At 73.5% G+C, this 24,512-nt stretch carries 14 protein-coding genes and 1 tRNA gene; 4 read left to right on the top strand and 11 right to left on the bottom strand.

The features are described 5' to 3' along the window. Positions 1–47 precede the first annotated feature (47 nt). Positions 48–1,793, top strand: a complete 1,746-nt coding sequence (locus tag OO68_RS22575) for a bifunctional 3'-5' exonuclease/DNA polymerase (protein WP_033310238.1) — start codon at positions 48–50, stop codon at positions 1,791–1,793. On the opposite strand, the gene OO68_RS22570 is transcribed toward OO68_RS22575, so the two are convergent. The 4 genes from OO68_RS22570 to OO68_RS22555 form a co-directional block, all read right to left on the bottom strand. Beyond that, on the bottom strand, positions 1,753–4,836 hold the full coding sequence (locus OO68_RS22570) for an AfsR/SARP family transcriptional regulator (protein ID WP_078625420.1): 3,084 nt from the start codon (positions 4,834–4,836) through the stop codon (positions 1,753–1,755). The genes OO68_RS22575 and OO68_RS22570 overlap by 41 nt on opposite strands. A gap of 369 nt (positions 4,837–5,205) precedes the next feature. Continuing rightward, positions 5,206–6,099: a glycosyltransferase family 2 protein gene (locus OO68_RS22565; protein WP_033310236.1), complete on the bottom strand. Its 894-nt coding sequence runs from the start codon at positions 6,097–6,099 to the stop codon at positions 5,206–5,208. A 242-nt stretch (positions 6,100–6,341) separates the two neighbouring features. Continuing rightward, positions 6,342–7,007, bottom strand: a complete 666-nt coding sequence (locus OO68_RS22560) for a response regulator transcription factor (RefSeq protein WP_033310230.1) — start codon at positions 7,005–7,007, stop codon at positions 6,342–6,344. Between the two features lie 24 nt (positions 7,008–7,031). Next, positions 7,032–8,303: a sensor histidine kinase gene (locus OO68_RS22555; RefSeq protein ID WP_033310228.1), complete on the bottom strand. Its 1,272-nt coding sequence runs from the start codon at positions 8,301–8,303 to the stop codon at positions 7,032–7,034. A 208-nt stretch (positions 8,304–8,511) separates the two neighbouring features. On the opposite strand from OO68_RS22555, the gene OO68_RS22550 reads away from it, so the two are divergent. From OO68_RS22550 to OO68_RS22540, 3 genes are read left to right on the top strand one after another with little or no spacing between them, the layout of a single operon-like run. Continuing rightward, complete coding sequence (locus OO68_RS22550) at positions 8,512–9,282, top strand: DedA family protein (RefSeq protein WP_051814768.1); 771 nt, start codon at positions 8,512–8,514, stop codon at positions 9,280–9,282. 9 nt (positions 9,283–9,291) lie between these two features. Then, positions 9,292–10,050: an ABC transporter ATP-binding protein gene (locus tag OO68_RS22545; RefSeq protein ID WP_033310226.1), complete on the top strand. Its 759-nt coding sequence runs from the start codon at positions 9,292–9,294 to the stop codon at positions 10,048–10,050. Next, on the top strand, positions 10,044–12,545 hold the full coding sequence (locus OO68_RS22540; protein ID WP_033310224.1) for an FtsX-like permease family protein: 2,502 nt from the start codon (positions 10,044–10,046) through the stop codon (positions 12,543–12,545). The genes OO68_RS22545 and OO68_RS22540 overlap by 7 nt, the downstream gene beginning before the upstream one ends. 178 nt (positions 12,546–12,723) lie before the next feature. Here the strand turns inward: OO68_RS22540 and OO68_RS22535 are convergent. The 7 genes from OO68_RS22535 to OO68_RS22505 all read right to left on the bottom strand — a co-directional run bounded on the left by OO68_RS22535 (position 12,724) and on the right by OO68_RS22505 (position 24,486). Further along, positions 12,724–12,797: transfer RNA gene (locus OO68_RS22535), tRNA-Thr, on the bottom strand. A gap of 107 nt (positions 12,798–12,904) precedes the next feature. Then, a complete protein-coding gene (locus OO68_RS22530) occupies positions 12,905–14,521 on the bottom strand; it encodes an alpha/beta hydrolase (RefSeq protein ID WP_033310222.1) in 1,617 nt (538 codons plus the stop codon). Positions 14,522–14,629: 108 nt separating this feature from the next. After that, positions 14,630–15,835: a DNA polymerase III subunit delta' gene (locus OO68_RS22525; protein WP_033310220.1), complete on the bottom strand. Its 1,206-nt coding sequence runs from the start codon at positions 15,833–15,835 to the stop codon at positions 14,630–14,632. Between the two features lie 187 nt (positions 15,836–16,022). Beyond that, positions 16,023–19,292, bottom strand: a complete 3,270-nt coding sequence (gene tmk / locus OO68_RS22520; RefSeq protein ID WP_033310218.1) for a dTMP kinase — start codon at positions 19,290–19,292, stop codon at positions 16,023–16,025. A gap of 153 nt (positions 19,293–19,445) precedes the next feature. Further along, complete coding sequence (topA, locus tag OO68_RS22515; RefSeq protein ID WP_033310216.1) at positions 19,446–22,289, bottom strand: type I DNA topoisomerase; 2,844 nt, start codon at positions 22,287–22,289, stop codon at positions 19,446–19,448. A gap of 246 nt (positions 22,290–22,535) precedes the next feature. Continuing rightward, entirely contained in the window at positions 22,536–22,733 is a 198-nt protein-coding gene (locus tag OO68_RS22510) for a hypothetical protein (RefSeq protein ID WP_033310214.1), read from the bottom strand. A 223-nt stretch (positions 22,734–22,956) separates the two neighbouring features. Further along, positions 22,957–24,486, bottom strand: a complete 1,530-nt coding sequence (locus OO68_RS22505) for a DUF7059 domain-containing protein (RefSeq protein ID WP_033310211.1) — start codon at positions 24,484–24,486, stop codon at positions 22,957–22,959. Between the last annotated feature and the right edge of the window lie 26 nt (positions 24,487–24,512).

Genomic DNA, 24,512 nt, shown 5'->3' with positions numbered 1-24,512 from the left:
AGGCGAGCGTCGGGGGCGTTGTCAGACCCCCCTGTCACACTCGCGGCATGGCCGACCGGTGGGCGCTCGCTCCGGCCGAGGACGGTGGCGTGGACGTCGCCCCCCTCGGTCCGGACGGGCTGCCCTCCGGCCCGGTGCGCCGGGAGGCGGACGCCGCCGAGGCCGTCCGGAGCCGGCCCGGCGTCACGCGGTGGGTGTGGCGGTCCACCGCCGAGGTGTACCCGCGCCTGCTCGCCGCGGGGGTGCGAGCCGAGCGGTGCTACGACATCGAGGCCGCCGAGACCCTCCTCCTCGGCCACGAGGGGCGCTACGGGGAACCCCGCTCGGCCGCGGCCGCCCTGGCCCGGCTGCGCGGCGGCCCCGTACCGCCCGATCCGCCGCAGCGCGCCGCCGAACCGGGCTCGCAGTCCTCGCTGTTCGAGCCGCAGGGCGTCCACCTGCCCCTGTCGGACCTCCTCGCCGTCTACGCCGAGCAGCACAGGCGGCACGAGCGGGCCGAGCACCCCGACCGGATGCGGCTGCTGACGGCCGCCGAGTCGGCGGGCATGCTGGTGGCCGCCGAGATGAACCGCGCCGGGCTGCCCTGGAGCGCCGAGGTGCACCGCGCCGTGCTGCACGACCTGCTGGGCGAGCGGTACGCGGGCGGCGGCGAGCCGCGCCGGCTGGCCGAGCTGGCCGACGAGGTGTCCGCCGCGTTCGGCCGCCGGGTCCGTCCCGACCTGCCCGCCGACGTGGTCAAGGCCTTCGCCCAGGCCGGAATCAAGATCTCCTCGACCCGCCGCTGGGAGATCGAGACCGTCGACCACCCCGCCGTGAAGCCCCTCATCGAGTACAAGAAGCTGTACCGCATCTGGGTGGCCCACGGCTGGTCCTGGCTCCAGGACTGGGTGCGCGAGGGGCGGTTCAGACCCGAGTTCCTCGCGGGCGGGACGGTCACGGGGCGCTGGGTGACCAACGGCGGAGGCGGGCTCCAGATCCCCAAGGTGATCCGGCGGGCCGTGGTCGCCGACCCCGGCTGGCGGCTCGTCGTCGCCGACGCCGACCAGATGGAGCCGCGCGTCCTCGCCGCGATCTCCCGCGACCCGGGCCTGATGGAGGTGGCCGGCCGGGAGACCGACCTGTACCAGTCCGTCTCCGACCGCGCCTTCTCCGGCGACCGCTCCCAGGCCAAACTCGCCGTGCTCGGAGCGGTCTACGGCCAGACCTCCGGGGACGGCCTGAAGAACCTCGCCGCGCTCAGACGCCGCTTCCCCAGGGCGGTGGCCTACGTCGACGACGCGGCCCGGGCCGGTGAGGAGGGCCGGCTCGTGCGGACCTGGCTCGGCCGGACCTGCCCACCCGCGGCCCGGGGCACGGACGACGCGACGGAGGAGGCCGGCATCCCCACGGCCGCCGTCGGCACCGGCTTCGGCTTCGGCTCGGGCTCCGGCTCCGGCTCCGGCTCCGGGGAGGACGACCAGCCGGACGGCGGGCAGTGGGTGCCCGGCTACGCGTCCACGAACGCCCGCGCCCGCGGCCGCTTCGCCCGCAACTTCGTCGTCCAGGGCAGCGCCGCCGACTGGGCACTGCTGCTGCTCGCCGCGCTGCGCAAGGCCTGCGCGGGGCTGGCGGCCGAGCTGGTCTTCTTCCAGCACGACGAGGTGATCGTGCACTGCCCCGAGGAGGAGACGGAGACGGTCGTGGCGGCGATCCGGGAGGCTGCGGCCCTGGCCGGACGGCTGACCTTCGGGGAGACGCCCGTGCGGTTCCCGTTCACGACGGCGGTGGTGGAGTGCTACGCGGACGCCAAGTAGCCGGATCGGCCGGGGTGTCGTCGAGGCCGCCGGGTGACCGGTCGGCCGGGGCGAGCAACGCGCGTAGCTCTGCGACGACCGTCTGCTCGTCCGTTCCCTCCAGGGCCGCGAGAGCCGAGCTCCACTCCTCGCGCGCAGCGCCGATGTACCCCAGCTCCTGCAGCAGCAGCCCGTGCTGGTGGCGGGCGAGACCGCCGGTGTAGCGGTCGGCGCGGGCGTCGGCCCGGCCCAGCAGCTCGGCGCACTCGCGGGCGGCCCGCCCGCTGCGGCCCAGCAGACGCAGGGCACGGACCAGACCGAGCCGGGTCTGGGACTCACCGTGCCAGTCGCCGTGACCGCCGAGGATGCGCAGGCTCTCCTCGAAGTGCGGCAGGGCGGCGGCCGGCCGGCCGAGCCGCAGATGCGCGTACCCGATGTTGCAGTGCGCGGAGTGCCGCACGATCACGGCTCCGATCTCGTCCCCGAGGGCGAGCGTACGCCGGTGCTCCTCGATGGCGGCCCGCGGGTCGGTGTGCTCGACGAGCTTGCCGAGGTGGCTGCGGGTGACGGCCTCGCCGTACGGGTCGTTCAGCTGCCGTGCGTACTGCAGGCTCCGCGCCAGTGCCTCACCCGCCTCGCCGCGTCGGCCGAGCCCGTCCAGCAGCAGGCCGCGGTTGTTGAGGCAGCGGCGGATCCAGGAAGAGCGGTCCAGCCGCCGCCAGAGGGCGAGTGCCCGGTCGTTGAGCGCGAGGGCGTCGTTGTGCCGGCCGGTCAGGAAGTGCAACCCGGCGAGATCGGCCAGCGCGTAGGCCTCCGCTTCCGCGTCTCCGAGCCGCCGGGCCACCCGGAGGCCGGCCTGTCCGAGCACCTCCATCTCGGCGACGCGCCCGCGGCGATGCGCGTAGGGAAAGATCAGCCGGACGAGCGTGCAGACCAGACCGGCGCGCTGCCCGGACGGGTCGTCCGCGTACCGCTCGACCAGGGTGACGACGTTCTCCAGCTCCCTGTCCCCCCAGGCGAAGGCCGCCCCGGGTCCTGCGAAGGGGGCGACGGCGCCGACGTGGGCCGGGTGGCCGCTCGGCTGGGACGGGGTGGGCCGGCGGCGGTCGTCCAGGTCGAGGCCGGAGGGCACGATCGCGGCGAGGACGCGTTCGGCGACGGCCGCGTACCAGTGCAGCGCCGTGCCGACGGTGTCGGTGTCGGCGTCGGTGTCTGTGTCGGCCTCAGCGTCGGTATCCGTCTCGGCATGGGCGGTTTCCCGCTCCCCGGCCCGTTCACGGGCGAAGTCGCGCACCAGGTCGTGCGGTGCGTAGCGGCCGTACGCCGACTCCTCCAGCAGGGCCACGTCGAGGAGGCGTTCCAGGGCGGCCTCGGTGCGGGGTTCGCCGGTGCCGGTGAGGCGGGCGAGCAGCGGGGCGCCGTACGTGGGCAGGCCGAGCGCGCCGATACGGCACAAAATGCGGGCCGCGTCCCGGTCGGTCTCCCGCTCGGAGGCGGCGAGGGCGTCGTGCGCGACGGCCAGGGAGCGGCGGACGCTCAGGTCGTCGTACTCCAGGTGGTGCAAGCGGCTGTCTGCGGCGGCGAGTTGCCCGGCCAGGGCGTCGGGGGTCAGGGCCAAACGGGCGGCGAGCCGGGCGGCGACGATCCGCAGGGCCAGCGGGAGCCTGCCCGTGAGCTCGACGAGGAGCCGGGCGGCGTCCGTACCGTCCAGGCCGTCGCGGCCCGAGGCCCTGCGCAGCAGTTCGGCGCTCTCCTCGTCAGACAGCGGGGCGAGCGGGAACCTGGCCGCGCCGTCGAGGGCGGTCAGCGGCGAACGGCTGGTGACGATCGCCCCGCACCCGGCACCCCCCGGCAGGAGCGGCCGTACCTGCGCGGCACTCGCGGCGTCGTCCAGCACCAGGAGCGTGCGCGTCGGCGCGAGCAGCGAGCGCAGCAACGCGGCAGCGGAGTCCGGCTCTTCCGGGATACGGCAGGGTTCCGTACCGAGGTCGCGCAGCAGGGCGTTGACCGCCTGAGCAGCGGTGAGCGGGGGCATGCCCGGGGTGACGCCGTGCAGGTCGAGGTGTATCTGTCCATCGGGGAAACGTTCCGCCAGCTGATGGGCGACGTGCAGGGCGAGCGCGCTCTTGCCGACGCCGGCCATGCCGCTGATGACGGCGGTGGGGTGCGGGCCGGGTGCCGTGAGCGCCCGGCGCAGGGACTCGCGCAGGGAGGTGCGGCCGATGAAATGGGTGGGTGCGGGCGGCAGTTGGGCCGGGGAGGGTACCGGCCGGTCCGGTTCACCCGGCCCTCCCCTGCCACCGCCCCCCGTGACCCCCCGCAGCACCTCGACATGCGCCTCCCGCACTCCCGGCCCCGGCTCGATGCCGAGCTGGCCGACGAGGCGGGTGCGCAGGTCGCGGTGGACGGCCAGGGCCTCGGCCTGACGGCCGGTGCGGTGCAGGGCGAGCATCAACTGCCGGTAGAACGCCTCCCGCAGCGGATACTCACCGGTCAGCACGGCCAACTCCGGCACCAGTTCGTGGAGCCGTGGGCCGCCCAGCGCCAACTGGGCGTCACCGCGCCACTCCAGGAGCAGCAGCCGGGCCTCGCACAGCCGCTGCGCGAAGGCGTACCCGCCCACCTCGGGAGGCAGTCCGGCGAGCGGGGCACCCCGCCACAGTGCGAGCGCGTCCGTGCACACGCGCACGACCCGCTCCCAGTCCCGGCCGGTGTGCGCGGCACGCGCCTCGGCGACGTGGGCGTCGAAGAGGTGGACGTCCAGCTCGCCCTCGTCGATCCGCAGCGCGTACCCGGACGGCACGGTGCGCAGCCGTTCCGGATCGTCGAGCAGCCGTCGCAACCGGGCGATGTGGTTGTGCAGGGAGGCCTGGGCGGACACGGGCGCCGCCTCGCCCCACAGCGCGTCCTTGAGCGACTCGACGGAGACGGCCCGCCCGGCGTCGAGGAGCAACGCGGTCAGCAGCACGCGGGACTTGGGGCCTGAGATCGCCCGGGCCGTGTTCCGGGCGACGCCCTGGGCGTCGTAGAACAGCACCGGCGGCCCCAACAGCCCGAACCGCATCGTCACGCCCTTACCCCCCGTGCACCCCGCCCTGACGATCTCCCATCCCCGGGCGGCTGGTTTCCGCCACCTTGATCCTCGCCTGCTCCGCCGCAATCCGCCGCCGCCCCGGCCGTCGTCGGTCTCGGTCCGGCGACTTCCGGCCGGCCAGCAGACGACGCAACGGCGAACCGTTGGCCATATGTTAGCGATCCGTTGGCAAAGCCTGATGTGATCACTACATCGGATCTGGCCCGGCGGTGCGCGCGTCTGGACGCGCAACTCGGGGGAGTGTCGCCGCCGCGGCCGGGTCCGGGTCCCGGTCGGCGGAGGTGAACGGCCGGGGCCCACTCAATCTCTCCGACGCCCTGCCGGCCTTGCCGGCCGGCGTCAGATGACGGGCGGCCGCCCCAGCCGGGTGAGCCGCCACACCGTCCGCCACCGCATCGGCCGCCGCTCCCCCGCCGGCTCCCGTACCCCTTCCACGAATCCGCCGAACCACGCGCGCAGCCCGGCGCCGGACCGGTTCCGGGCGAGGGTGAGCAGCACCCACACACCCAGGTGGACGGGGACGAGCGCGAGCGGCAGCCGGCGGCGGGCCAGCCAGACCCGGTTGCGGGCGTTCACCCGGTAGTAGATGGCGTGCCGGGCGGGCGAGGTCTTCGGATGCCGGAGCAGCAGCTCCGGGGCGTACAGGATCCGCCAGCCGGCGTCCGCCGCGCGCCATGCGAGGTCGGTCTCCTCGTGCGCGAAGAAGAACTCGGCGGGCCAGTCGCCGACCTCGTCGAGCATCGCCATCCGCAGGGCGTGCCCGCCACCGAGGAAGCCGGTGACGTAACCGCCCCGGAGGGGGTCCGAGTTGCCGACCCGGGGCACGTGCCGCTGCTGCGTCTCACCGAGCTCGTCGGCGATGCGGAAGCCGACGATGCCGAGCCGCTCGTCGGCGGCGTACAGATCCCGTACGCGGCGCAGCACATCGGCGTCGACGAGCAGACCGTCGTCGTCCAGGTCCACCACGACGTCGATGTCGCCGAACTCCCGCAGCCGGGCCAGGGCCGCGTTGCGCCCGCCGGGGCAGCCCAGGTTCTCGTCGAGCTCGACGGCGGTGACCTCGCCGGGCAGCGACAGCCGCCGGGCGAAGTCGGGCAGCGGGCAGCCGTTGCCGACGACGACGATCCGCTCGGGCGGCACGTCCTGCTTGGCCACGGACTCCAGCAGGGCGTCGACCTCCGCGGGCCGGTTGCCCATCGTCACCACGGCGACGGCGATGCGGGGCGCCCCCATGTCCTCACCTCGTCCCGGTCGGCAGCTGACGGACTGACCGGCGATGCTAGCCGTTCACGGTACGGACCCTTCGCGGACGCCTGCCGGACGGCGGTTCGCCTACGCCGATCAGTGCAGGCGGACCCGGGCGGCACTGCGGGGCAACCGGCTCAGTCGCGGGCCGGCCGCACAGCTGAGCCGCGGTCCGTCCGGGGCAGGTCGTCCGCGCCGGCCGTACCGTTGATCCGCGCGGCCCCGGCCGGCTAGGCGGGTTCCACTCCTGGCCGGCCGCGCAGGTATGCGAGGACTGCGAGGACCCTGCGGTTGGTCGTGTCGTCGAGGGAGAGGTCGAGCTTGGTGAGGATGGAGCCGAAGTGCTTGCTGACGGTGCCCTCGCTCACCACCATGGCCGCGGCGATCGACGCGTTGGACTTGCCCTCCGCCATCAGCGCGAGCACCTCCTGCTCGCGCGCGGTGAGCCGGGCCAGCGGGTCGCGCCGGTGCCTGATCAGCTGGCGCACCACCTCGGGGTCGACGACCGTGCCGCCCTCCGCGACCCGGTGCATCGCGTCGACGAACTCCTCGACGTGGCCGATCCGTTCCTTCAGGAGATAGCCCACCCCGGTGCCGTCGGAGGAGTCGAGCAGGTCCTCGGCGTAGGACCGCTGGATGTACTGGCTGAGGACCAGGATCGGCAGTCCGGGCCGGCGGCGGCGCAGGGCGATCGCGGCACGCAGGCCCTCGTCGGAGAAGCCGGGCGGCATCCGTACGTCGGTCACCACGATGTCGGGTTCGTGCGCGGCGACCGCGTCGGTGAGCTCGTCCGCGGAACCCACCGCTGCGACCACCTGGTGCCCGAAGCGCTCCATGAGGCCGACGAGTCCTTCGCGGAGCAGGACACTGTCCTCGGCCAGCACGATGCGCAGCATCAGTTCCTCAATCATGCGGTCGTATCAGGGGGTTGAGCAGGGTACCAGCAGGCGGAACACGGTGGGCCCGCCGGCCGGACTGGACACCAGCAGGCGGCCGTCGAGGACCGAGACGCGATCGGCAACGCCCTGCAGGCCCGTCCCCCGCCCGGTGTCCGCGCCTCCGTGACCGTCGTCCTCGACCTCCACGGCCAGCTGCCCGTTCTCCAGGCCGCCCCGCACCACGGCCCAGCTCGCGCCGCTGTGCTTGGCGACGTTGGCGAGGGCCTCGCTGACCGCGAAGTACACGGCCGTCTCAATGGCCTCCGGCGGCCGGACCGGCAGGTCGAGCTCTACGTCGACCGGAATCGTCGACCGGTCCGCGAGATCCTCCACGGCCGCCACCAGGCCCCGGTCGGTGAGGACCTGGGGGTGGATGCCCCGGATCAGCTCCCTGATTTCGACCAGGGCGGTGGCCGCCTCGTCCTGCGCCTTGGCGAGCAGCGGGCCGAGCGGGCCGTCCGCCGCGTCGAGGCGGGCCAGACCGAGCGTCATGGACAGGGCGACGAGCCGCTGCTGCGCCCCGTCGTGCAGATCGCGTTCGATGCGGCGCCGTTCCGCCTCGAAGGCGTCCACGAGACGGACCCGGGAGCGGCCCAACTCCTTGATTTTCGAGTTCAGTTCGCCGGTCGGCGAGGCCAGCAGGAAGCGGGTCAGGGCGGCCCGGCCCGCGGCGATCGCGCCGAGCGGATAGGCGAAGACGGGCATCAGCAGCAGCCCGGCGAGCGCCGCCGCGAGCGCCCCGGGCCAGCTGTCCACGATCCACATCTTGAGGACCCGTGCCTCCTCGCCGTCGACCGCCAGCATCACCGGCGTCGCGAGCAGCCCGCCGCACACGAGGAGGACGGAGCCCACGACCAGTGCTTCGAGGGGCCACAGCAGGAAGCCGAAGAGCACCGCGTAGCCCAGCTCGCGCCAGGTGGCACGTTCCTGGAGCCGGGTGCGCAGCCAGGCGGTGAGGCCGGTGCGGTCGGGTTCGCGGTGCGGATCGGCGAGCGGCTCGCTGTCGATCAGACGCAGCCGGCTGCGCTCGACCGAGGCCAGCGGCACCCCGGTGAGGACGAGGACGAGCAGCAGCGGAAGGCCGACGACGACCACGGTGAGCACGCTGCCCGCGACGGCGAGCAGCACGAGCGTGAGCAGGGTGATCAGGCCGAGGACCGCACTGCTGAGCAGGTACAGCGCGGCGCGCCAGGGCCAGCCGCTGCGTACGTAGCGGCGCAGGTGGAGCCGGGTCCAGATCGTCGGGGGGTGCATGCGCCGCACGTTATGAGACCTTTCCGGCCCGGACCACCCGGCTAGCTCCACCATCGAGGTGGGCACGGGCTACCGGCCAGGACTGGGCCTGGCTGCGATGTGCCGGGACGCCCCCGCGCGGTCTGCTGCAAGGGCCCCGGACGGGGCGACGGCACTGCGAGAGGACCGAAATGGGCTGGACCCAGGAACAGTTGGCGGCTGTGCCCGTGTGCTGACGCTGCTGATCGTCTTCCTGCTTCCCATGGCGGAGCCGGCGCTCCCTCTGCTCGGCATGCTGTTCCCTTCGCAGACCGCCCTGATGGCGAGCGGCGTGCTCGCGCATCACGGCGCGCTTCCGCTTCCCGCCGCGGTCGCGATGGCGGTGCTCGGCGCGCCGGCGGGCCATGTGATCGGTCATCTGGTGGGGCGCCGGTGGGGTCCCCGGCTCGTCGCGAACCTGCCGGACCGGGTGACCGGCTCGCCCGGCTGCCGCGCGGCGCTGCACACCGTCGGCGCCTACAGCGCCCGGGCGGTGCTGCTCGGCCGCTTCAACGCGCTGCTGCGCACGCTGGTGCCGGTGATGTGCGGTGCCGTCGGCGTGCCCTGGGCCCGCTTCGTCGGCCTGTCCCTGCTCGGCAGCCTGTTGTGGGCGCCCAGTTCTGTGGCGGTCGGGATGGTCGCGGGCGGCTCCTGGCAGAAATGGGGCGGCTCGGGGGTGCTCGCCGCCGGCCGCGCCGTGCTGCTGCTGACCAGCTCCCTGCCGATGCTGCTGTCGTACCTCAGCAGCAGGAAGGCCCAGGCGAACGCCCCTGCTCGCCACCGCCGGTTGAGGCCTCCAACGCCCCAACACCCCAACACTCCCTGCTCCAGTGACGCCCATACGAATCCGCCCTCGCCCGCTTATGACACGTCCCCTGACGGGCCACACAGGAGGGTGGAGCTACCTCCACCCCCAAGACTCCGTCCCGCTGCGATGTCACCGTCGAACGGGCCCGATTGAGTGGACACCATGAATCAAGCAGCCGTCCGGCTCCGCTCCGTGACCCGGTCCTACGGGACAGGCGACAACGCGGTCACCGCCCTCGACCAGGTCAGCCTCGACATCCCGCGGGGCACCTTCACCGCCGTGATGGGCCCCTCGGGCTCCGGCAAGTCGACCCTGTTGCAGTGCACGGCGGGGCTCGACCGGCCGACCGGGGGCCAGGTCTTCCTCGGCGAGACCGATCTGACCCGGCTGAGCGAGAAGAAGCTGACGCTGCTGCGCCGGCGGCGCATCGGGTTCGTCTTCCAGGCCTTCAACCTGCTGCCCGCGCTGACCGCCGAGCAGAACGTCGGGCTGCCGCTGCGGCTCGCGGGCCGCCGCCCCAGGCGGTCCGAGGTCCTGAACGTCCTGGAGCAGGTCGGCCTGCGCGAGCGCGCCGGGCACCGGCCCAGCGAGATGTCGGGCGGCCAGCAGCAGCGCGTGGCGCTCGCCCGCGCCCTGGTCACCAAGCCGGAGGTGCTGTTCGGCGACGAGCCGACGGGCGCCCTGGACTCCACCACGAGCCGCGAGGTGCTGACGCTGCTGCGGACGATGGTCGACCACGGCCAGACGGTGATCATGGTGACGCACGACCCGGTCGCCGCTTCCTACGCGGACCGGGTGCTCTTCCTCGCCGACGGCACGGTCCAGGGCGAGCTGTACACGCCGACGGCGGAGCAGGTCGCCCAGCGGATGACCGCCCTGAGCGCCATCGCGTCGAAGGTCTCGGCGGTGGCGTCGTGCTGAGTCTCGCGCTGCGCGGAATGCGCACCCGCTGGGTCACGTTCGTCGGTTCGTTCGTCGCGCTCGCGCTCGGGGTCGGCCTCATCGCCACCACGGGCCTCGCACTCGCGGCCACGTTCGACGCGCCGGAGCGGGGCGCCGAGCGGTTCGCCGCGGCGCGGGTCGTGGTGCAGGGCACGGACGAGGTGAAGGCCGACACCCCGATCGGGGTGCGGACGTCGACGCTGACCAACCCCCGTGCGGTTCCGGAGAAGCTGGCGGCCGAGCTGGCCACGGTGGGTCCCGTGACCGAGGACCGTACGTTCCCCGTCTCGGTGCCGGACGCGGACCGGCGGATCGGTGCGGACACCGCGCTCGTGGGCCACTCCTGGGCCGTCGCGGCGGCCACGCCGTACCGTCTCACCTCCGGACGCGCCCCCACGTCGCCCGGCGAAGTCGTCGTCACGACCGGGCCCGGCGCGCAGGTGCGCGCCGGGGACCGGATCCAGGTCGTCACGCCCGAGGGCGCCGGTACCCGCACCGTGGTCGGCACGGTGCCTGCGGCGGGCTTCGAGTCGGCGGTGTTCTTCACCGCCGCCGAGGCCGCACGCCTGTCCCCGCGCATCGACCGGGTGACGGTGGACGCCGACCCGGCCGCCGTCCGCGCGGCGCTCGGCACCGGCTCGGGCATGACCGTCCTCGCCGGCGACGACCGGCGGCGCGCCGACCCCGACCCGGACCGCGACAAGGAGGCCCTGGTCTCCGTGAACGCCCTGCTCGGCACGGCGGCCGGCATCACCGCGTTCGTCTCGGTGTTCGTGGTCGCCTCGACGTTCACCTTCGCGGTGGCGCAGCGCAGGCGGGAGTTCGGACTGCTGCGGATGGCGGGCGCGACACCCGGCCAGGTGCGGCGCATGGTCTGCGCGGAGGCCCTGGTGATCGGGGTGCTCGCATCGGGCGCGGGGTGCTGGCTGGGCCGGTGGGCCGCGCCGTGGCTCGCCTCGTGGATGGCGGGAGAGGGCCTGGCCCCGACCTGGTTCCGGATCGGTGAGCAGGCCTGGCCGCTCCATGTCGCCTTCTGGACCGGCCTGACGGTGGCCCTGTGCGGTGTCGTCGTGGCGTCCTTCCGCGCGGGCCGGACCGGCCCGACGGCGGCGCTGCGGGAGTCCGCCGTCGACAGCGGCACCATGCCGTGGAGCCGCCTCCTGGTGGCCGCCGCCGTGCTGCTCACCGGCCTCGGCCTGCTCGTCATGGCGCTGGTGGACAACCCCGGTGACGTGCTGAAGCGCAAGACGTACATCACCCAGCCGATGCTGCTCATCGTGGCGACGGCCCTGCTCGCGCCGCTGCTGGTGCGGCCGCTGACCCGGCTGCTGACCTGGCTGCCCGCCCGGCTGCCGGGCGCCGTGGGCATGCTGGCGCGGGAGAACGCGGCGGCGGGGGTGCGCCGGACGGCGGCCGTGGCCGCGCCGGTCATCATCACCGTGGCGCTCGCCTGCTCCCTGATGGGTACGACCGCCACCGTCAACGAGGCAAAGGCCTCCGAGGCCCGCACCCAGACGCGGGCCGACTACGTGGTCTCGTCCGGCGACGGGGACCGGGCCCTGCCCGACGGGTTCGTCCGGGCGGCCCGTGACGTCCCCGGCGTCACGGTCAGCACGTCCCGCTCGACCGGGGTGACCGTCCTGGAGGAGGGCACCGCCCTCGTCCGCTCCGAGGCCCGCGCCGTCGACAGCGGCACGGAGCTGTCTGCGGTGTCTCAAGTCCCCGTCGTGGCAGGGAAGTTGGTAGACCTCGACGACGACAGCATCGTCGTCAACGAGGAATGGCTGACCACCCGCATCGGCGACCGGGTGCCCGTCTGGCTGGGCGACGGCCGCAAGGTGAACCTCAGGATCGCCGCGGTCCTCGGGATCGGCACCGGCAACAACGGCGTGTACCTCACGGCGCGCAACGCCGCCGGCGCGGGCGTCGACCGCGTCGACATCAAGGTCGCCGCCGGCGCGGACCGGGCCGCCGTCCACCGGCGGCTGCACGCGGCGGGCGAGGCGAGCGGCATCGAGGTGCTCGGCGCCGGGCAGTGGATCGACGAGCACTACCCGCGCTCCAGCGAGTCCACCCGGCTCGGCCTGCTGATGATCCTGGCCATCGCCCTGGTCTACACGGGCATCGCACTGGCCAACACGCTGGTCATGGCCACCACGGACCGGGTCCGCGACCTCGCCGCGCTGCGCCTGACGGGCGCGACGAAGACCCAGGTGCTGCGCCTGGTCGCCGTCGAGTCGGTGATGGTCGTGGTGGTCGGCGCGGTGCTCGGCGCGGCCGTCTCGGCGGTGAACCTGCTCGGCGTCCGCACCGCCCTCGGCCTGCTCGACGTACGCTCCGCGATCGTGGTGCCCTGGCCTACGGTGGGTGCGGTGATCGCCGCGAGCGCCTTCCTCGCGGTCCTCGCGGCCACGCTGCCCGCATCGTTCGCCCTGCGCACCCGGCCGGTGGAGCTGGCGGGCATGCGCGAGTAGTCCTGCCGGACGCGCCGGCCGATCCAGAGGAGCACGCTGCCCGAGGAAGCCGTGCGGCGCAGGGCGAGCGAGAACTGAGACCCCCCGACACCCGGGCGGCCCGCGCGCGACGCCGCTACCACGTGCGCTGAACGACAAAACCCCAGGTCGGAGTCCATCCGACCTGGGGTTTCAGGTGAGCCGCCTTCGGGATTCGAACCCGAGACCTACGCATTACGAGTGCGTTGCTCTGGCCATCTGAGCTAAGGCGGCGCGCTGTCCGCACTATGGTGCGATCAGCAACGACGGTAAGTCTACACAGTTTCCAAGGGTGCTCCGCACCAGCCCCGGAGGCGGGCCCTCCGGGGCTGGGGACAAGGCTATGAGCAGCGCTTTCCGTCCGTGGGCGGGGTGCCGCGCAGAAGGTAGGCGTTGATCGTCCGGTCGATGCAGGAGCTGCCGCGGCCGTAGGCCGTGTGGCCGTCGCCCTCGTAGGTGAGGAGGCGGGCCGAGGAGAGCTGGCCGGCCAGGGCCTGCGCCCAGCGGTACGGGGTCGCCGGGTCCCGGGTCGTGCCGACCACGACGATGGGCGCCGCGCCCTTCGCCTCGATGCGGTGCGGCTCGCCCGTGGCGTGCACCGGCCAGTACGCGCAGTTCAGGGCCGCCCACGCCAGGCCCTCGCCGAAGACCGGCGACGCCTTCTGGAACTCGGACAGCGCTCCGCGCACCTCCTCGGGGGTGTCGAAGGAGACCGGAAGGTCCAGGCAGTTCACCGCCGCGTTGGCGAACATCAGGTTGCTGTAGGCGCCGTCGGCGTCCCGCTCGTAGTAGCCGTCGGAGAGGACCAGGAGTCCGGAGCCGTCGTTCTTCTTCATCGCGGACGTCAGGGCCTCGCGCAGCTGCTCCCAGGAGCCCTCGTCGTACATGGCCGCGATCACACCGGTCGTGGCGAGGGACTCGGTGAGCTTGCGACCGTCGGTGGTGGGGACAGGCCGTGTGTCGAGCTTCTCGAAGAACGCCTTGAGGTTCGCGCCGACCCGCTCGGGCGAAGTGCCCTTGCCGCCCAGCGGGCAGTCGGCCTGCCGTACGCAGTCCTTCGCGAAGGACCGGAACGCCGTCTCGAAGCCCGCCGTCTGCTCCAGGTTCAGCCGCCGGGCCGGCAGCGACGGGTCCATCGCGCCGTCCAGCACCAGCCGGCCCGCCCGGTCCGGGAAGAGCCCGGCGTACGTCGCCCCGAGGAAGGTGCCGTAGGAGGCCCCGACGAAGTTCAGCTTCTCGTCGCCGAGCACCGCCCGCACGATGTCCATGTCCCGGGCCGCCTCCACGGTGGACACGTGGCGCAGCAGCCGGGGCGCGTCCGCGCCGCAGCCCTCGGCGAACGTCCGGTACGCCGCGACCAGCCCGTCCGTCTCCTTGCCGTCGTCGGGCGTGGCGTCCGTCTGCGTGTACCGGTCCATGCCCGGTCCGTCCAGACACTCGACGGGTTCGCTGCGGGCCACGCCGCGCGGGTCGACCGCCACCATGTCGTAGCGGGCCCGCACCTCGGCCGGGTAGCCGATGCCCGCGTACGCCTGGACGTAGCCGATCGCCGAGCCGCCCGGCCCGCCGGGGTTCACGAGCAGCGAGCCCAGCCGCTTGCCGGGTCCCGTGGCCTTCTTGCGGGTGAGGGCCAGCCGGATGTCGCCGGCGGACGGCTCGGCGTAGTCGAGCGGTGCCTTGAGGGTGGCGCACTCGAAGCCGGGCACACCACAGCCGCGCCAGGCCGGCTTCTGCCCGTAGTACGACGAGAGCGCCGCGGGCGTGGCCTGCGGCAGCGCGACCAGTGCCGCCTCCGCCGCCGCGGAGGCGGCGGACGTCGTCGCGCTGCCGGAGGAGCAGGCGGAGACGAGCAACGCGGCCGTGGCGAGGAGACCTGCGGCGGTCTTGGCCCGGTTTCGTGTCCTGCGGTGGAGACCGCCGGAGCCGGAGGCGGAGCGGGGGGTGCGCCGTGTGTACATCCAGCGAGCGTAACTCTGGGCGACCGAATGAGTGCCGTGCGTGCGTGGCGTGCCTCGTACGAGTTACGGCGTCAACCGCACGTCCGGCCCAGGTGTCCGGCCGGTCCCTCAGCCCGCTCTGAGTGCCATCGTCATCGCCTCCACCGCGAGCAGCGGCGCCACGTTGCGGTCGAGGGCGTCGCGGCAGGCGGCGATCGCCTCGATGCGGCGGAGGGTGGACTCCGGGGAGCTGCCCCGGGCGAGGCGCTCCAGGGCGTCCTCGGCGTCCGCGTTGGCGATGGCCACGCGCGAGCCGAGCTGGAGGGCGAGGACGTCGCGGTAGAAGGCCGTGAGATCGGTCAGGGCGAGGTCGAGGCTGTCACGCTGCGTGCGCGTTCTGCGGCGCTTCTGCTTGTCCTCCAGGTCTTTCATCACGCCCGCGGTGCCCCGGGGCATGCGGCCGCCCTGGGCGGCGCCGAGCGCGGCCTTCAGCTCCTCGGTCTCCTTGGAGTCCGTCTCCTCCGCGAGCTGCTTGGCGTCCTCGGCGGCCGCGTCGACGAGCTCCTGGGCGGCCTTGAGCGCGCCGCCGATGTCCTCGACGCGCAGCGGCAGCCTGAGCACGGCGGCACGGCGGGCGCGCGCGGCCGGGTCGGTGGCCAGGCGGCGCGCCCGGTCGACGTGGCCCTGGGTCGCCCGGGCCGCCGCGGCGGCGACGTCCGGCTCGATGCCCTCGCGGCGGACGAGCATGTCGGCGACGGCGTCGACCCTGGGGGTGCTCAGGTTCAGGTGGCGGCAGCGGGAGCGGATGGTCGGCAGGACGTCCTCGATGGAGGGGGCGCACAGCAGCCACACCGTGCGCGGGGCGGGCTCCTCCACCGCCTTCAGGACAGCGTTGGCCGACTTCTCGTTCAGCCGCTCGGCGTCCTCGACGAGGATGATCTGCCAGCGGCCGTTGGCCGGCGACGTGAACGATTTGCGGACGGTGTCGCGCATGTCGTCGGCGAGGATCTGCGTGCCGACCGCGGCGACGGTGGTGACGTCGGCGTGGGTGCCGATCAGTGCCGTGTGGCAGCCGTCGCAGAAGCCGCAGCCCGGGGAGCCGCCGAGGGCGCGGTCGGGGCTGACGCACTGCAGGGCCGCCGCAAACGCGCGCGCCGCCTGGTTCCGCCCGGCGCCGGGCGGGCCCGTGAACAGCCACGCGTGGGTCATCTTCGACGCCTCGGGCGGCGGGGTGCCGGTGGTGGCCGCGGTGACCAGGGCGTCGGCGTCCCGGGCGGCGGCGGCCAGCTGCTCGCTCACCCTCTCCTGCCCGACGAGGTCGTCCCACACGGTCATGGGTCACGCCGCCCTTCCGTCACGTACTGCCTTGCGAGATCCATTGTGGGGGCGGCCACTGACATCGCCTGCCGCCCTCACCCGGCTCGCAGCGCGGAAGCCGGTTTCCCGCGGCGGTCCGCCGGAGGCGTCAGCGGCCCGGCCGCCCCTGCGGGAAGCCGGGGCTGCCGCGGGGTCCCCGGAGGTGTCAGCGCCCCCGGCCGCCCCTGCCCCGGCGTCCGCGCCGGTCGTCCGGCTCGTCGTCGTGCGGTCCGAGCAGCTCGTCCGCCAGCGAGGGCAGGTCGTCCAGCGGCGTCTCCTCGGCCCAGTCGGACCGGCGGCGGCGCGGCGTCCCGTCGGCGTCGACCTGGGGCATCTCCCGCGTACGGTCCTCGGTGCCGTCGGGCCGGGTGTCCGGGGCGTCCTTCCGGAAGTACCCGGGCGGGACCCGGTCCGCCGGTTCGTCCCCGCGCACCGGCGGCAGGACGGCCGTCTCCTCGGCGTCCTCCGGGCGGACCGGAGGCAGTACCGCCGTCTCGTCGGCCGCTCCGGAGGCGTCCCGGTCGCGCACCGGCGGCAGGACCTCGGTCTCGTCCCCGGCGCGAGGCGGGACCGGCGGAAGGACCTCCGTCTGGTCCCCGGCAGCCGGTGGCATCGGCAGCTCCGCCGTCACCTCGGCCTCGGACTCCCCGGAGGACCGGCCCGCACTCCGCTCGTCGTCCCGCACCGGGCGCAGCACGGTCGTGTCGTCCCCCGCACCGCCCGGTGTCACCACCGGGGTGGGCACGGTCACCGCGTCCTGAGCGGTCGCTGCGGGCGCGCCCTGCATGGGTGAGCTCTTCGGGGCGGAGCTCTTCGGCCCGGCCTCGGCCGCGGCGGCAGCCGCCTCCGCGAGCCGGCGTGCCTCCTCGGCCCGCAGCAGCGCCGCCTCGGCCTTGCGCTGCTTCTCCAGGCGGAGCGCCTCGGCCTCGGCACGCAGTCGCGCCTCCTCCTCGGCCTGCTTGCGGCGCCGCTCCTCCTCGGCCTTGCGGCGGGCCTCTTCCTCGGCGCGGGCCTTCTCCTCCGCGAGGAGCCGGGCCCGCTCCTCCTCGGCCTTCCGCTGCGCTTCCTCGGCCCGGCGACGGGCCTCCTCCGCCTGCCGTTCGGCCTCGCGGCGCTGCGCCTCCTCCAGCTCGCGGCGCTTGCGCTCCTCCTCCTCAGCGCGCAGCTTGGCCAGCTGCTCCTGGCGCTCGCGCTCCAGGCGCTCCTCCTCGGCCTTGCGGGCAGCCTCTTCCTCGGCCTTGCGGCGGGCCTCCTCCTCGGCCTTCTTCCGCGCCTCCTCCTGGGCCTTGATCTCGGCCTCGGACAGCGGCAGCACCTGGTCGAGCCGGTGCCGGATGACCGTCGTGACGGCCTCGGGCTCCTGGCCGGCGTCCACCACCAGGTAGCGCCCGGCGTCGGCGGCGGCCAGGGTGAGGAAACCGGCCCGCACGCGCGCGTGGAACTCCGCAGGCTCCGACTCCAGCCGGTCCGGCGCCTCGGTGAACCGCTCACGCGCGGTCTCCGGGGCGACGTCCAGCAGCACGGTCAGATGCGGCACCAGCCCGTTCGTCGCCCAGCGGTTGATCCGGGCGATCTCGGTCGGCGAGAGATCACGGCCGGCGCCCTGGTAGGCGACGGACGAGTCGATGTACCGGTCGGAGATGACGACCGCACCACGCTCCAGGGCGGGCCGTACGACGGTGTCGATGTGCTCGGCCCGGTCGGCTGCGTACAGCAGCGCCTCAGCGCGGTGCGACAGCCCCGCGCTCGACACGTCCAGCAGGATCGACCGCAGCCGCTTGCCCACCGGCGTCGCCCCCGGCTCGCGCGTCAGCACGACCTCGTGACCCTTGGCGCGGATCCACTCGGCGAGCGCCTCGGCCTGCGTCGACTTGCCGGCCCCGTCGCCACCCTCCAGGGCGATGAAGAAGCCGGAGGCCGCGGCCCCCTGCTGAGGGTCGTCGCCGCCGAGCAGCGCGTCCTTCAGGTCCTGCCGCAGTGGCACACCGGAGCGGTCGTCGACCTTGGCCAGCACCAGCGCGGCGACGGGCAGCAGCAGGGCGCCGGTCAGCATGAGCGTGAAGGCCGCGCCACCGTGCGCGAAGACGAACTTGCCGCTCTCCAGCCGGTGCGGCCCGATCGCCGCCGCCACCAGCGGGGCGATCACCGCGCCGAGCGCCACGCAGACCCGGACGACCGCGTGCAGGTGCTCCGTCGTGCGGGAGCGCCGGTACTCCTCGGTCTCCTGGTCGAGCAGGGTGTGCCCGATGTTGGCGGACAGGCCCGCGCCGACACCGGCCAGCGCGAGGATCAGCAGCACGGTGGTGACGTCCGGGACCAGCCCGGCGGCCAGCAGGGCGACGCCGGTGAGGGCGATCGTCAGCGCGAGCAGCCGGCGGCGCGACAGGGCGGGCACGAGGGCGGGCGCCGTACGGATGCCGACGACCACACCGCCGGTCAGCGCGGCCACGAACAGGCCGTAGAGGACCGGGCCGCCGCCCAGGTCCTTGGCGTGCAGCACGGCGACGGCGACGGCGGCCGACACCGCGGCGGTGACGGCCGCGCAGGACAGGACCAGCAGCGGCATCGCGCCGGTGCGGCCCTTGTCGGAGCCGGTGCCGGTCTTCGGGCGGCGCAGCCCCTCCAGCGGCGACCGCGCGCGCGGGGTGCGCGTACCGGGCAGCTCGAGGAAGGTCAGCACGGACAGGGACGCGGCGAACAGGCCCGCGGCCACGTAGGAGGCGAGGGCCGCCTGGTGCTGGCCGAACCAGTCGATGCCGGCGCCCAGCAGGTTGTTGAACAGGGCCGCGACGACCAGGGCGACGGCCGCGAGGGGGATGGCCACGAAGCCGGTGCGCAGCGACAGGCGGCGCAGCGCATCCATGTGGTCGGGCAGCGGCCGGACCGTAGCGCCCTCCGGCGGCGGTGCGGGGAGCAGCGCGGGGGCCGCGCTCTCGCGGCACACCGTCCAGAACCGCTCGGCGACCCCCATCACGAAGGCCGTGACGAGCAGGACGGCCAGTGCGTTCTCGGGCGTCCAGTCGATCCACAGGGGCGCGACGATGAGCAGCGCGGCGCGCAGGCCGTCGGCGCCCACCATGGTCCAGCGGCGGTCGAGCGGGCCGTCCTGCGAGGTGAGCGCGGTGAGCGGGCCGAGCAGAACGGCGCCGAACAGCAGCGTCGCGAGGATGCGCACCCCGAAAACGGTCGCCACTGCGAACGCCACGCCCCGGTAGCCGCCCCCGAACGAGCCCTCGGCGATGGCCGCCTGAAGTGCCAGGAGGACCAGTACGAGAAGGGCGAGGGTGTCGCCCACGCCGCCCACGAGCTGTGCGCTCCACAACCGCTTCAGCTGCGGTCGTCGCAGCAGGGCGCGGACGGCACGCTCGCGGGAGTCCGCGACCAGGGCGTCGTCGGGGGCGGGCTGAGGGGCCGTTGGGTGGTCGGCTCGCGTCATGCGTTCAGCCTATCGGGAGCCACCGACACCCTGGAGGGCGCGGCCTGGCATGCGCACGCCCCGACACCGAAGTGTTGCCGGGGCGTTCGCTTTCCGAACCCCGGGCGAAGTCCCGGACGCCGTGGTCCGGGTTCGCACAGGGCTCGAACGGCCTCAGTCCTCCGCGGACTTGGCAGCGGTCGCCGTCTTGGCCGTCGCCGTCTTGGCGGCCGTCTTCTTCGCGGTGGTCTTCTTCGCCGTCGTCTTCTTCGCGGTCGTGGTCTTCTTCGCCGCGGTCTTCTTGGCCGTCGTCGTCTTCTTCGCCGGCGCCTTCTTAGCCGCCTTCTTCGCGGTCTTCTTCGCCGGCCCCTTGGCGCGCTTCTCGGCGAGCAGCTCGTAACCGCGCTCCGGGGTGATGTCCTCGACGCTGTCGCCCGAGCGCAGGGTCGCGTTGGTCTCCCCGTCGGTGACGTACGGGCCGAAGCGGCCGTCCTTGACCACGACCGGCTTCTCGCTGACCGGGTCGGTGCCCAGCTCCTTCAGCGGCGGCTTGGCCGCGGCCCGGCCACGCTGCTTGGGCTGGGCGTAGATCGCCAGCGCCTCCTCCAGCGTGATCGTGAAGAGCTGCTCCTCGGCCTGGAGCGAGCGCGAGTCCGTGCCCTTCTTCAGGTACGGGCCGTAGCGGCCGTTCTGCGCGGTGATCTCCTGGCCCTCGGCGTCGGCGCCGACGACACGCGGCAGCGACATCAGTTTGAGGGCGTCGTCGAGGGTCACCGTGTCGAGGGACATCGTCTTGAACAGGGACGCCGTGCGCGGCTTGACCGCGTTCTTGCCCGTCTTCGGGGTGCCCTCGGGGAGGACCTCCGTCACGTACGGGCCGTAGCGGCCGTCCTTGGCGACGATCGTGTGGCCGGTGGCCGGGTCCGTGCCCAGCTCGTAGTCGCCGCTCGGCTTGGCGAGCAGCTCCTCCGCGAGGTCGACGGTCAGCTCGTCGGGCGCCAGGTCGTCGGGGATGTCGGCGCGCTGGTGCTGCTCGGTGTCCTTCTCGCCGCGCTCGATGTAGGGGCCGTAGCGCCCGACGCGCAGCACGATGTCGTTGCCCACGGGGAACGAGGACACCTCGCGGGCGTCGATCGCGCCCAGGTCGGTGACCAGTTCCTTGAGGCCGCCGAGGTGGTCCCCGTCGCCGTTGCCGGCGTCGGCCGCGCCGCCGCTGACCGTGCCCTCGCCGAAGTAGAACCGCTTCAGCCACGGCACGGACTGGGCCTCACCGCGGGCGATGCGGTCGAGGTCATCCTCCATCTTGGCGGTGAAGTCGTAGTCGACGAGCCGCCCGAAGTGCTTCTCCAGGAGGTTGACCACGGCGAAGGACAAGAAGGACGGCACCAGGGCCGTGCCCTTCTTGAACACGTAGCCGCGGTCGAGGATCGTGCCGATGATCGACGCGTACGTCGACGGGCGGCCGATCTCGCGCTCTTCCAGCTCCTTGACCAGGGAGGCCTCGGTGTAGCGGGCCGGGGGCTTGGTGGCGTGCCCGTCGACCGTGATCTCCTGGGCGCTCAGGGCGTCGCCCTCGGAGACCTGCGGCAGCCGGCGCTCGCGGTCGTCGAGCTCCGCGTTCGGGTCGTCGGCGCCCTCGACGTAGGCCTTCAGGAAGCCGTGGAAGGTGATCGTCTTGCCGGACGCGCTGAACTCGACGTCCCGGCCGTCGGCCGCCGTGCCGCCGATCTTCACCGTGACGCTGTTGCCGGTCGCGTCCTTCATCTGGGAGGCGACGGTCCGCTTCCAGATCAGCTCGTAGAGCTTGAACTGGTCACCGGTCAGCCCGGTCTCGGCGGGAGTGCGGAAACGATCACCCGAGGGGCGGATCGCCTCGTGGGCCTCCTGCGCGTTCTTGACCTTCCCGGCGTACGTCCTCGGCTGCGGCGGCAGGTAGTCGGCGCCGTACAGCTGCGTGACCTGGGCACGGGCGGCGGCGACCGCCGTGTCGCTCAGGGTCGTGGAGTCCGTACGCATGTAGGTGATGTAGCCGTTCTCGTACAGCTTCTGCGCGACCTGCATCGTGGCCTTCGCACCGAAGCCGAGCTTGCGGCTGGCCTCCTGCTGCATCGTCGTCGTACGGAACGGGGCGTACGGCGAGCGGCGGTACGGCTTGGACTCGACGGAGCGGACGGCGAACCGCGTCTGCTCCAGGGCGACGGCCAGGGCGCGGGCGTTCGCCTCGTCGAGGTGGAGGGTGTTCGCGCTCTTCAGTTGTCCCAGGGAGTCGAAGTCGCGGCCCTGCGCGACCCGCCTGCCGTCGACGGTCTGCAGACGCGCGACCAGCGACGACGGGTCCGACGAGTCTCCCGCGCGGCCGGTCGCGAAGGTGCCCGTCAGGTCCCAGTACTCAGCCGAACGAAAGGCGATGCGCTCGCGTTCCCGCTCCACCACGAGACGTGTGGCGACCGACTGGACACGGCCGGCCGACAGGCGCGGCATGACCTTCTTCCACAGGACCGGCGAGACCTCGTAGCCGTAGAGGCGGTCGAGGATGCGGCGGGTCTCCTGGGCGTCGACGAGCTTCTGGTTGAGCTGGCGCGGGTTGGCCACGGCGGCCTGGATCGCGGCCTTGGTGATCTCGTGGAAGACCATCCGCTTGACCGGGACCTTGGGCTTCAGCACTTCCTGGAGGTGCCAGGCGATGGCCTCGCCCTCGCGGTCCTCATCGGTGGCGAGGAAGAGTTCGTCGGACTCCTTCAGCAGGTCCTTGAGCTTCTTGACCTGCGCCTTCTTGTCGGCGTTGACCACATAGATCGGCGCGAAGTCGTGTTCGACGTCCACACCGAGGCGGCGGACCTCGCCGGTGTACTTCTCGGGCACCTCGGCGGCGCCGTTGGGAAGGTCGCGGATGTGCCCGACGCTCGCCTCGACGATGTAGCCGGGGCCGAGATAGCCCTTGATCGTCTTCGCCTTGGCAGGCGACTCGACGATGACGAGTCGGCGGCCGCCCTTCGCGGTCTCGCTGGTCGGGGACAACTTCGCTCTTCTCTCCGGTCGACGCTGGGGCCTCCCCGGAGTCGCTTACCGGGGCTGGGTACGTGGTGACGCTGCGGAGTGTGACGGTACATCCCGCCCCCGTGTCAAACGGGAAAAGCCCGCAACGGCCACTCGAACGGTAACCCGACTACCACCAATCCTGCCGCCCGGCGTAGCGGGAGCCGGCCCGGCCCCGTACGCAGTGCGACGTCCCGGTCACCCACGGGCACGTCGCCGGAGGGGGTCTCAGAGGCGGGTGAAGCACCAGGTTCCGGCCGCCAGGGCGAGCACCGCGACGAGGGCTGCGAAGGCCGCCGACGCGACCGGCCGCACACCCTCGGCGACGGGCCGGTCCTGACGCACGCGCGTCGCCGTCCACGCCAGCAGCCCGCCTCCGAACAGGGAGAACACCGCTCCCGCGAAGATCGCCGGTGCACTCTCCATGACCCGCCGCGCCCCTTTTCCCCTGTCCGCGCATTCCCAGCCACGGGAGGCTGACACGCGCAGGCGGCGGGCAGACGAACCCGAGGTGAACGCCGGGGCGACACAGGGGCGGATCAAGGTCGTCCGGTTCCTCACGAACCGTCTCGGACGAGGTGTTCAAATCGACTCGAATTTGTTGGCGAGCCGCCTCGAAGCCCCCCGAGGCCGCCCCTCGGCGGTCCGCTCAGCGGACCGGCTCCAGGAACCCCTGTTCGACCAGCAGCCGGATCTGGGCCGGTGTGCGGTCGCGCAGCAGCACCGGGTCCTCCCCGATCAGCTGGGCGATGGCGTCGAGGATGCGGCCCGCGCTCATCGTGCCGTCGCACACGCCCGCGAAGCCCGCACCGACCGTGTCCACCCGGGTCGCCCGGCGCATGCCGCGGTTCTGGCGCAGCACGACGTGCTCGGGGTCCTCCGCGCCGGGCAGCCCGACCTGCTCCTGCACGATTTCCGCGGCGAGCCGGAAACGCCCTTCGAGCAGCGCGGCGTCGTCGTGGTCGCGCAGGTGGTCGAGCCGGTCGAAGTGGGCCCGGATCGTGTCGCCGAGCGGCTGCTCGACCGGGTGCGGCCACTCCTCCACCGTGAGCGAGGGCACGGCGGCACCCGTCCTGCGCAGGGTGATCCAGCCGAAGCCGACGGCCTTCACCTTGCGCGCCTCGAACTCGTCGAGCCATGCGTCGTACCGCGCCTGGTACTCCGCCGCGTCGCCCTGGTGATCGCCCGCGTCACGCAGCCACAGCTCGGCGTACTGGTTGACGTCCTGCACCTCGCGCTGCACGATCCACGCGTCGCAGCCCCGGGGTACCCATGACCTGAGCCTGTCCTGCCAGTCCTCCCCTTCCACGTGCTGCCAGTTCGCCAGGAACTGGGCGAACCCGCCCTCGTTCAGACGGTCGCCCGCCTGTTGAACGAGCGTGCGGCACAGATCGTCCCCGCCCATCCCGCCGTCGCGGTAGGTGAGCCGGGCGCCGGGCGAGATCACGAAGGGCGGGTTGGAGACGATCAGGTCGTACGTCTCGTCGCCGCGCACGGGCTCGAAGAGGGAGCCCTCGCGCAGGTCGGCGGACGCGGTGCCGGACAGCGCCAGCGTGAGGGCGGTGATGTGCAGGGCGCGCGGGTTGAGGTCGGTGGCCACCACGCGCGTGGCGTGCTGCGCGGCGTGCAGGGCCTGGATGCCGGAGCCGGTGCCGAGGTCGAGCGCGGCGGCGACGGGCTTGCGGACGGTGATTCCGGCGAGGGTCATCGAGGCGCCGCCGACTCCGAGGACGACGCCCTCCTCGCGCCGGCCGATCCCGCCGGCGCCGCCGACCGCGCAGCCGAGGTCCGACACGATGAACCAGTCCTCGCCGCCGGGCCCGCCGTAGGGCCGGACGTCCACCGTCGCGGCGAGTTCGTCCCCGTCGGCCCGGGCCAGCCAGCCGCTCTCCAGGCAGGCGTCCACGGGCAGGACCTCCGCGACGCGCGCGTGCGGCACGGGCTGCTGCAGCAGGAACAGCCGGACGAGCATCTCCAGGGGGGTGTCCCCGCGGGTCGCCCGGAGCGCGGGCACGGTTTCGCTGCGGGCCAGTGCCGCGTAGGCGGGGGCGCCGAGCAGTTCGAGCAGCCCGTCGGCGGTGAAGGAGGCCGCGAGCAGGGCGTCCCGGAGCCGGGCGGCGGCTTCGGGACGGTCGGAGGCGGGCAGCGGGGGCAGGGGTGACTGGCTGGCGTTACTCACGCCCCCATTGTGGCCGCCGGTGCGGG

It is taken from the genome of Streptomyces iakyrus, assembly GCF_000717055.1.
Classification (GTDB): domain Bacteria; phylum Actinomycetota; class Actinomycetes; order Streptomycetales; family Streptomycetaceae; genus Streptomyces; species Streptomyces iakyrus.
The sequence above is the reverse complement of the archived record's forward strand: the minus strand, read 5'-3'. Positions and strand labels throughout refer to the sequence as shown.

Coding starts and splice junctions, on each gene's coding strand:
- OO68_RS22575 (WP_033310238.1), top strand. CDS start 48: ATGGCCGACCGGTGGGCGCTCGCTCCGGCCGAGGACGGTGGCGTGGAC.
- OO68_RS22570 (WP_078625420.1), bottom strand. CDS start 4,836: ATGCGGTTCGGGCTGTTGGGGCCGCCGGTGCTGTTCTACGACGCCCAG.
- OO68_RS22565 (WP_033310236.1), bottom strand. CDS start 6,099: ATGGGGGCGCCCCGCATCGCCGTCGCCGTGGTGACGATGGGCAACCGG.
- OO68_RS22560 (WP_033310230.1), bottom strand. CDS start 7,007: ATGCTGCGCATCGTGCTGGCCGAGGACAGTGTCCTGCTCCGCGAAGGA.
- OO68_RS22555 (WP_033310228.1), bottom strand. CDS start 8,303: ATGCACCCCCCGACGATCTGGACCCGGCTCCACCTGCGCCGCTACGTA.
- OO68_RS22545 (WP_033310226.1), top strand. CDS start 9,292: ATGAATCAAGCAGCCGTCCGGCTCCGCTCCGTGACCCGGTCCTACGGG.
- OO68_RS22530 (WP_033310222.1), bottom strand. CDS start 14,521: ATGTACACACGGCGCACCCCCCGCTCCGCCTCCGGCTCCGGCGGTCTC.
- OO68_RS22525 (WP_033310220.1), bottom strand. CDS start 15,835: ATGACCGTGTGGGACGACCTCGTCGGGCAGGAGAGGGTGAGCGAGCAG.
- tmk (WP_033310218.1), bottom strand. CDS start 19,292: ATGACGCGAGCCGACCACCCAACGGCCCCTCAGCCCGCCCCCGACGAC.
- OO68_RS22510 (WP_033310214.1), bottom strand. CDS start 22,733: ATGGAGAGTGCACCGGCGATCTTCGCGGGAGCGGTGTTCTCCCTGTTC.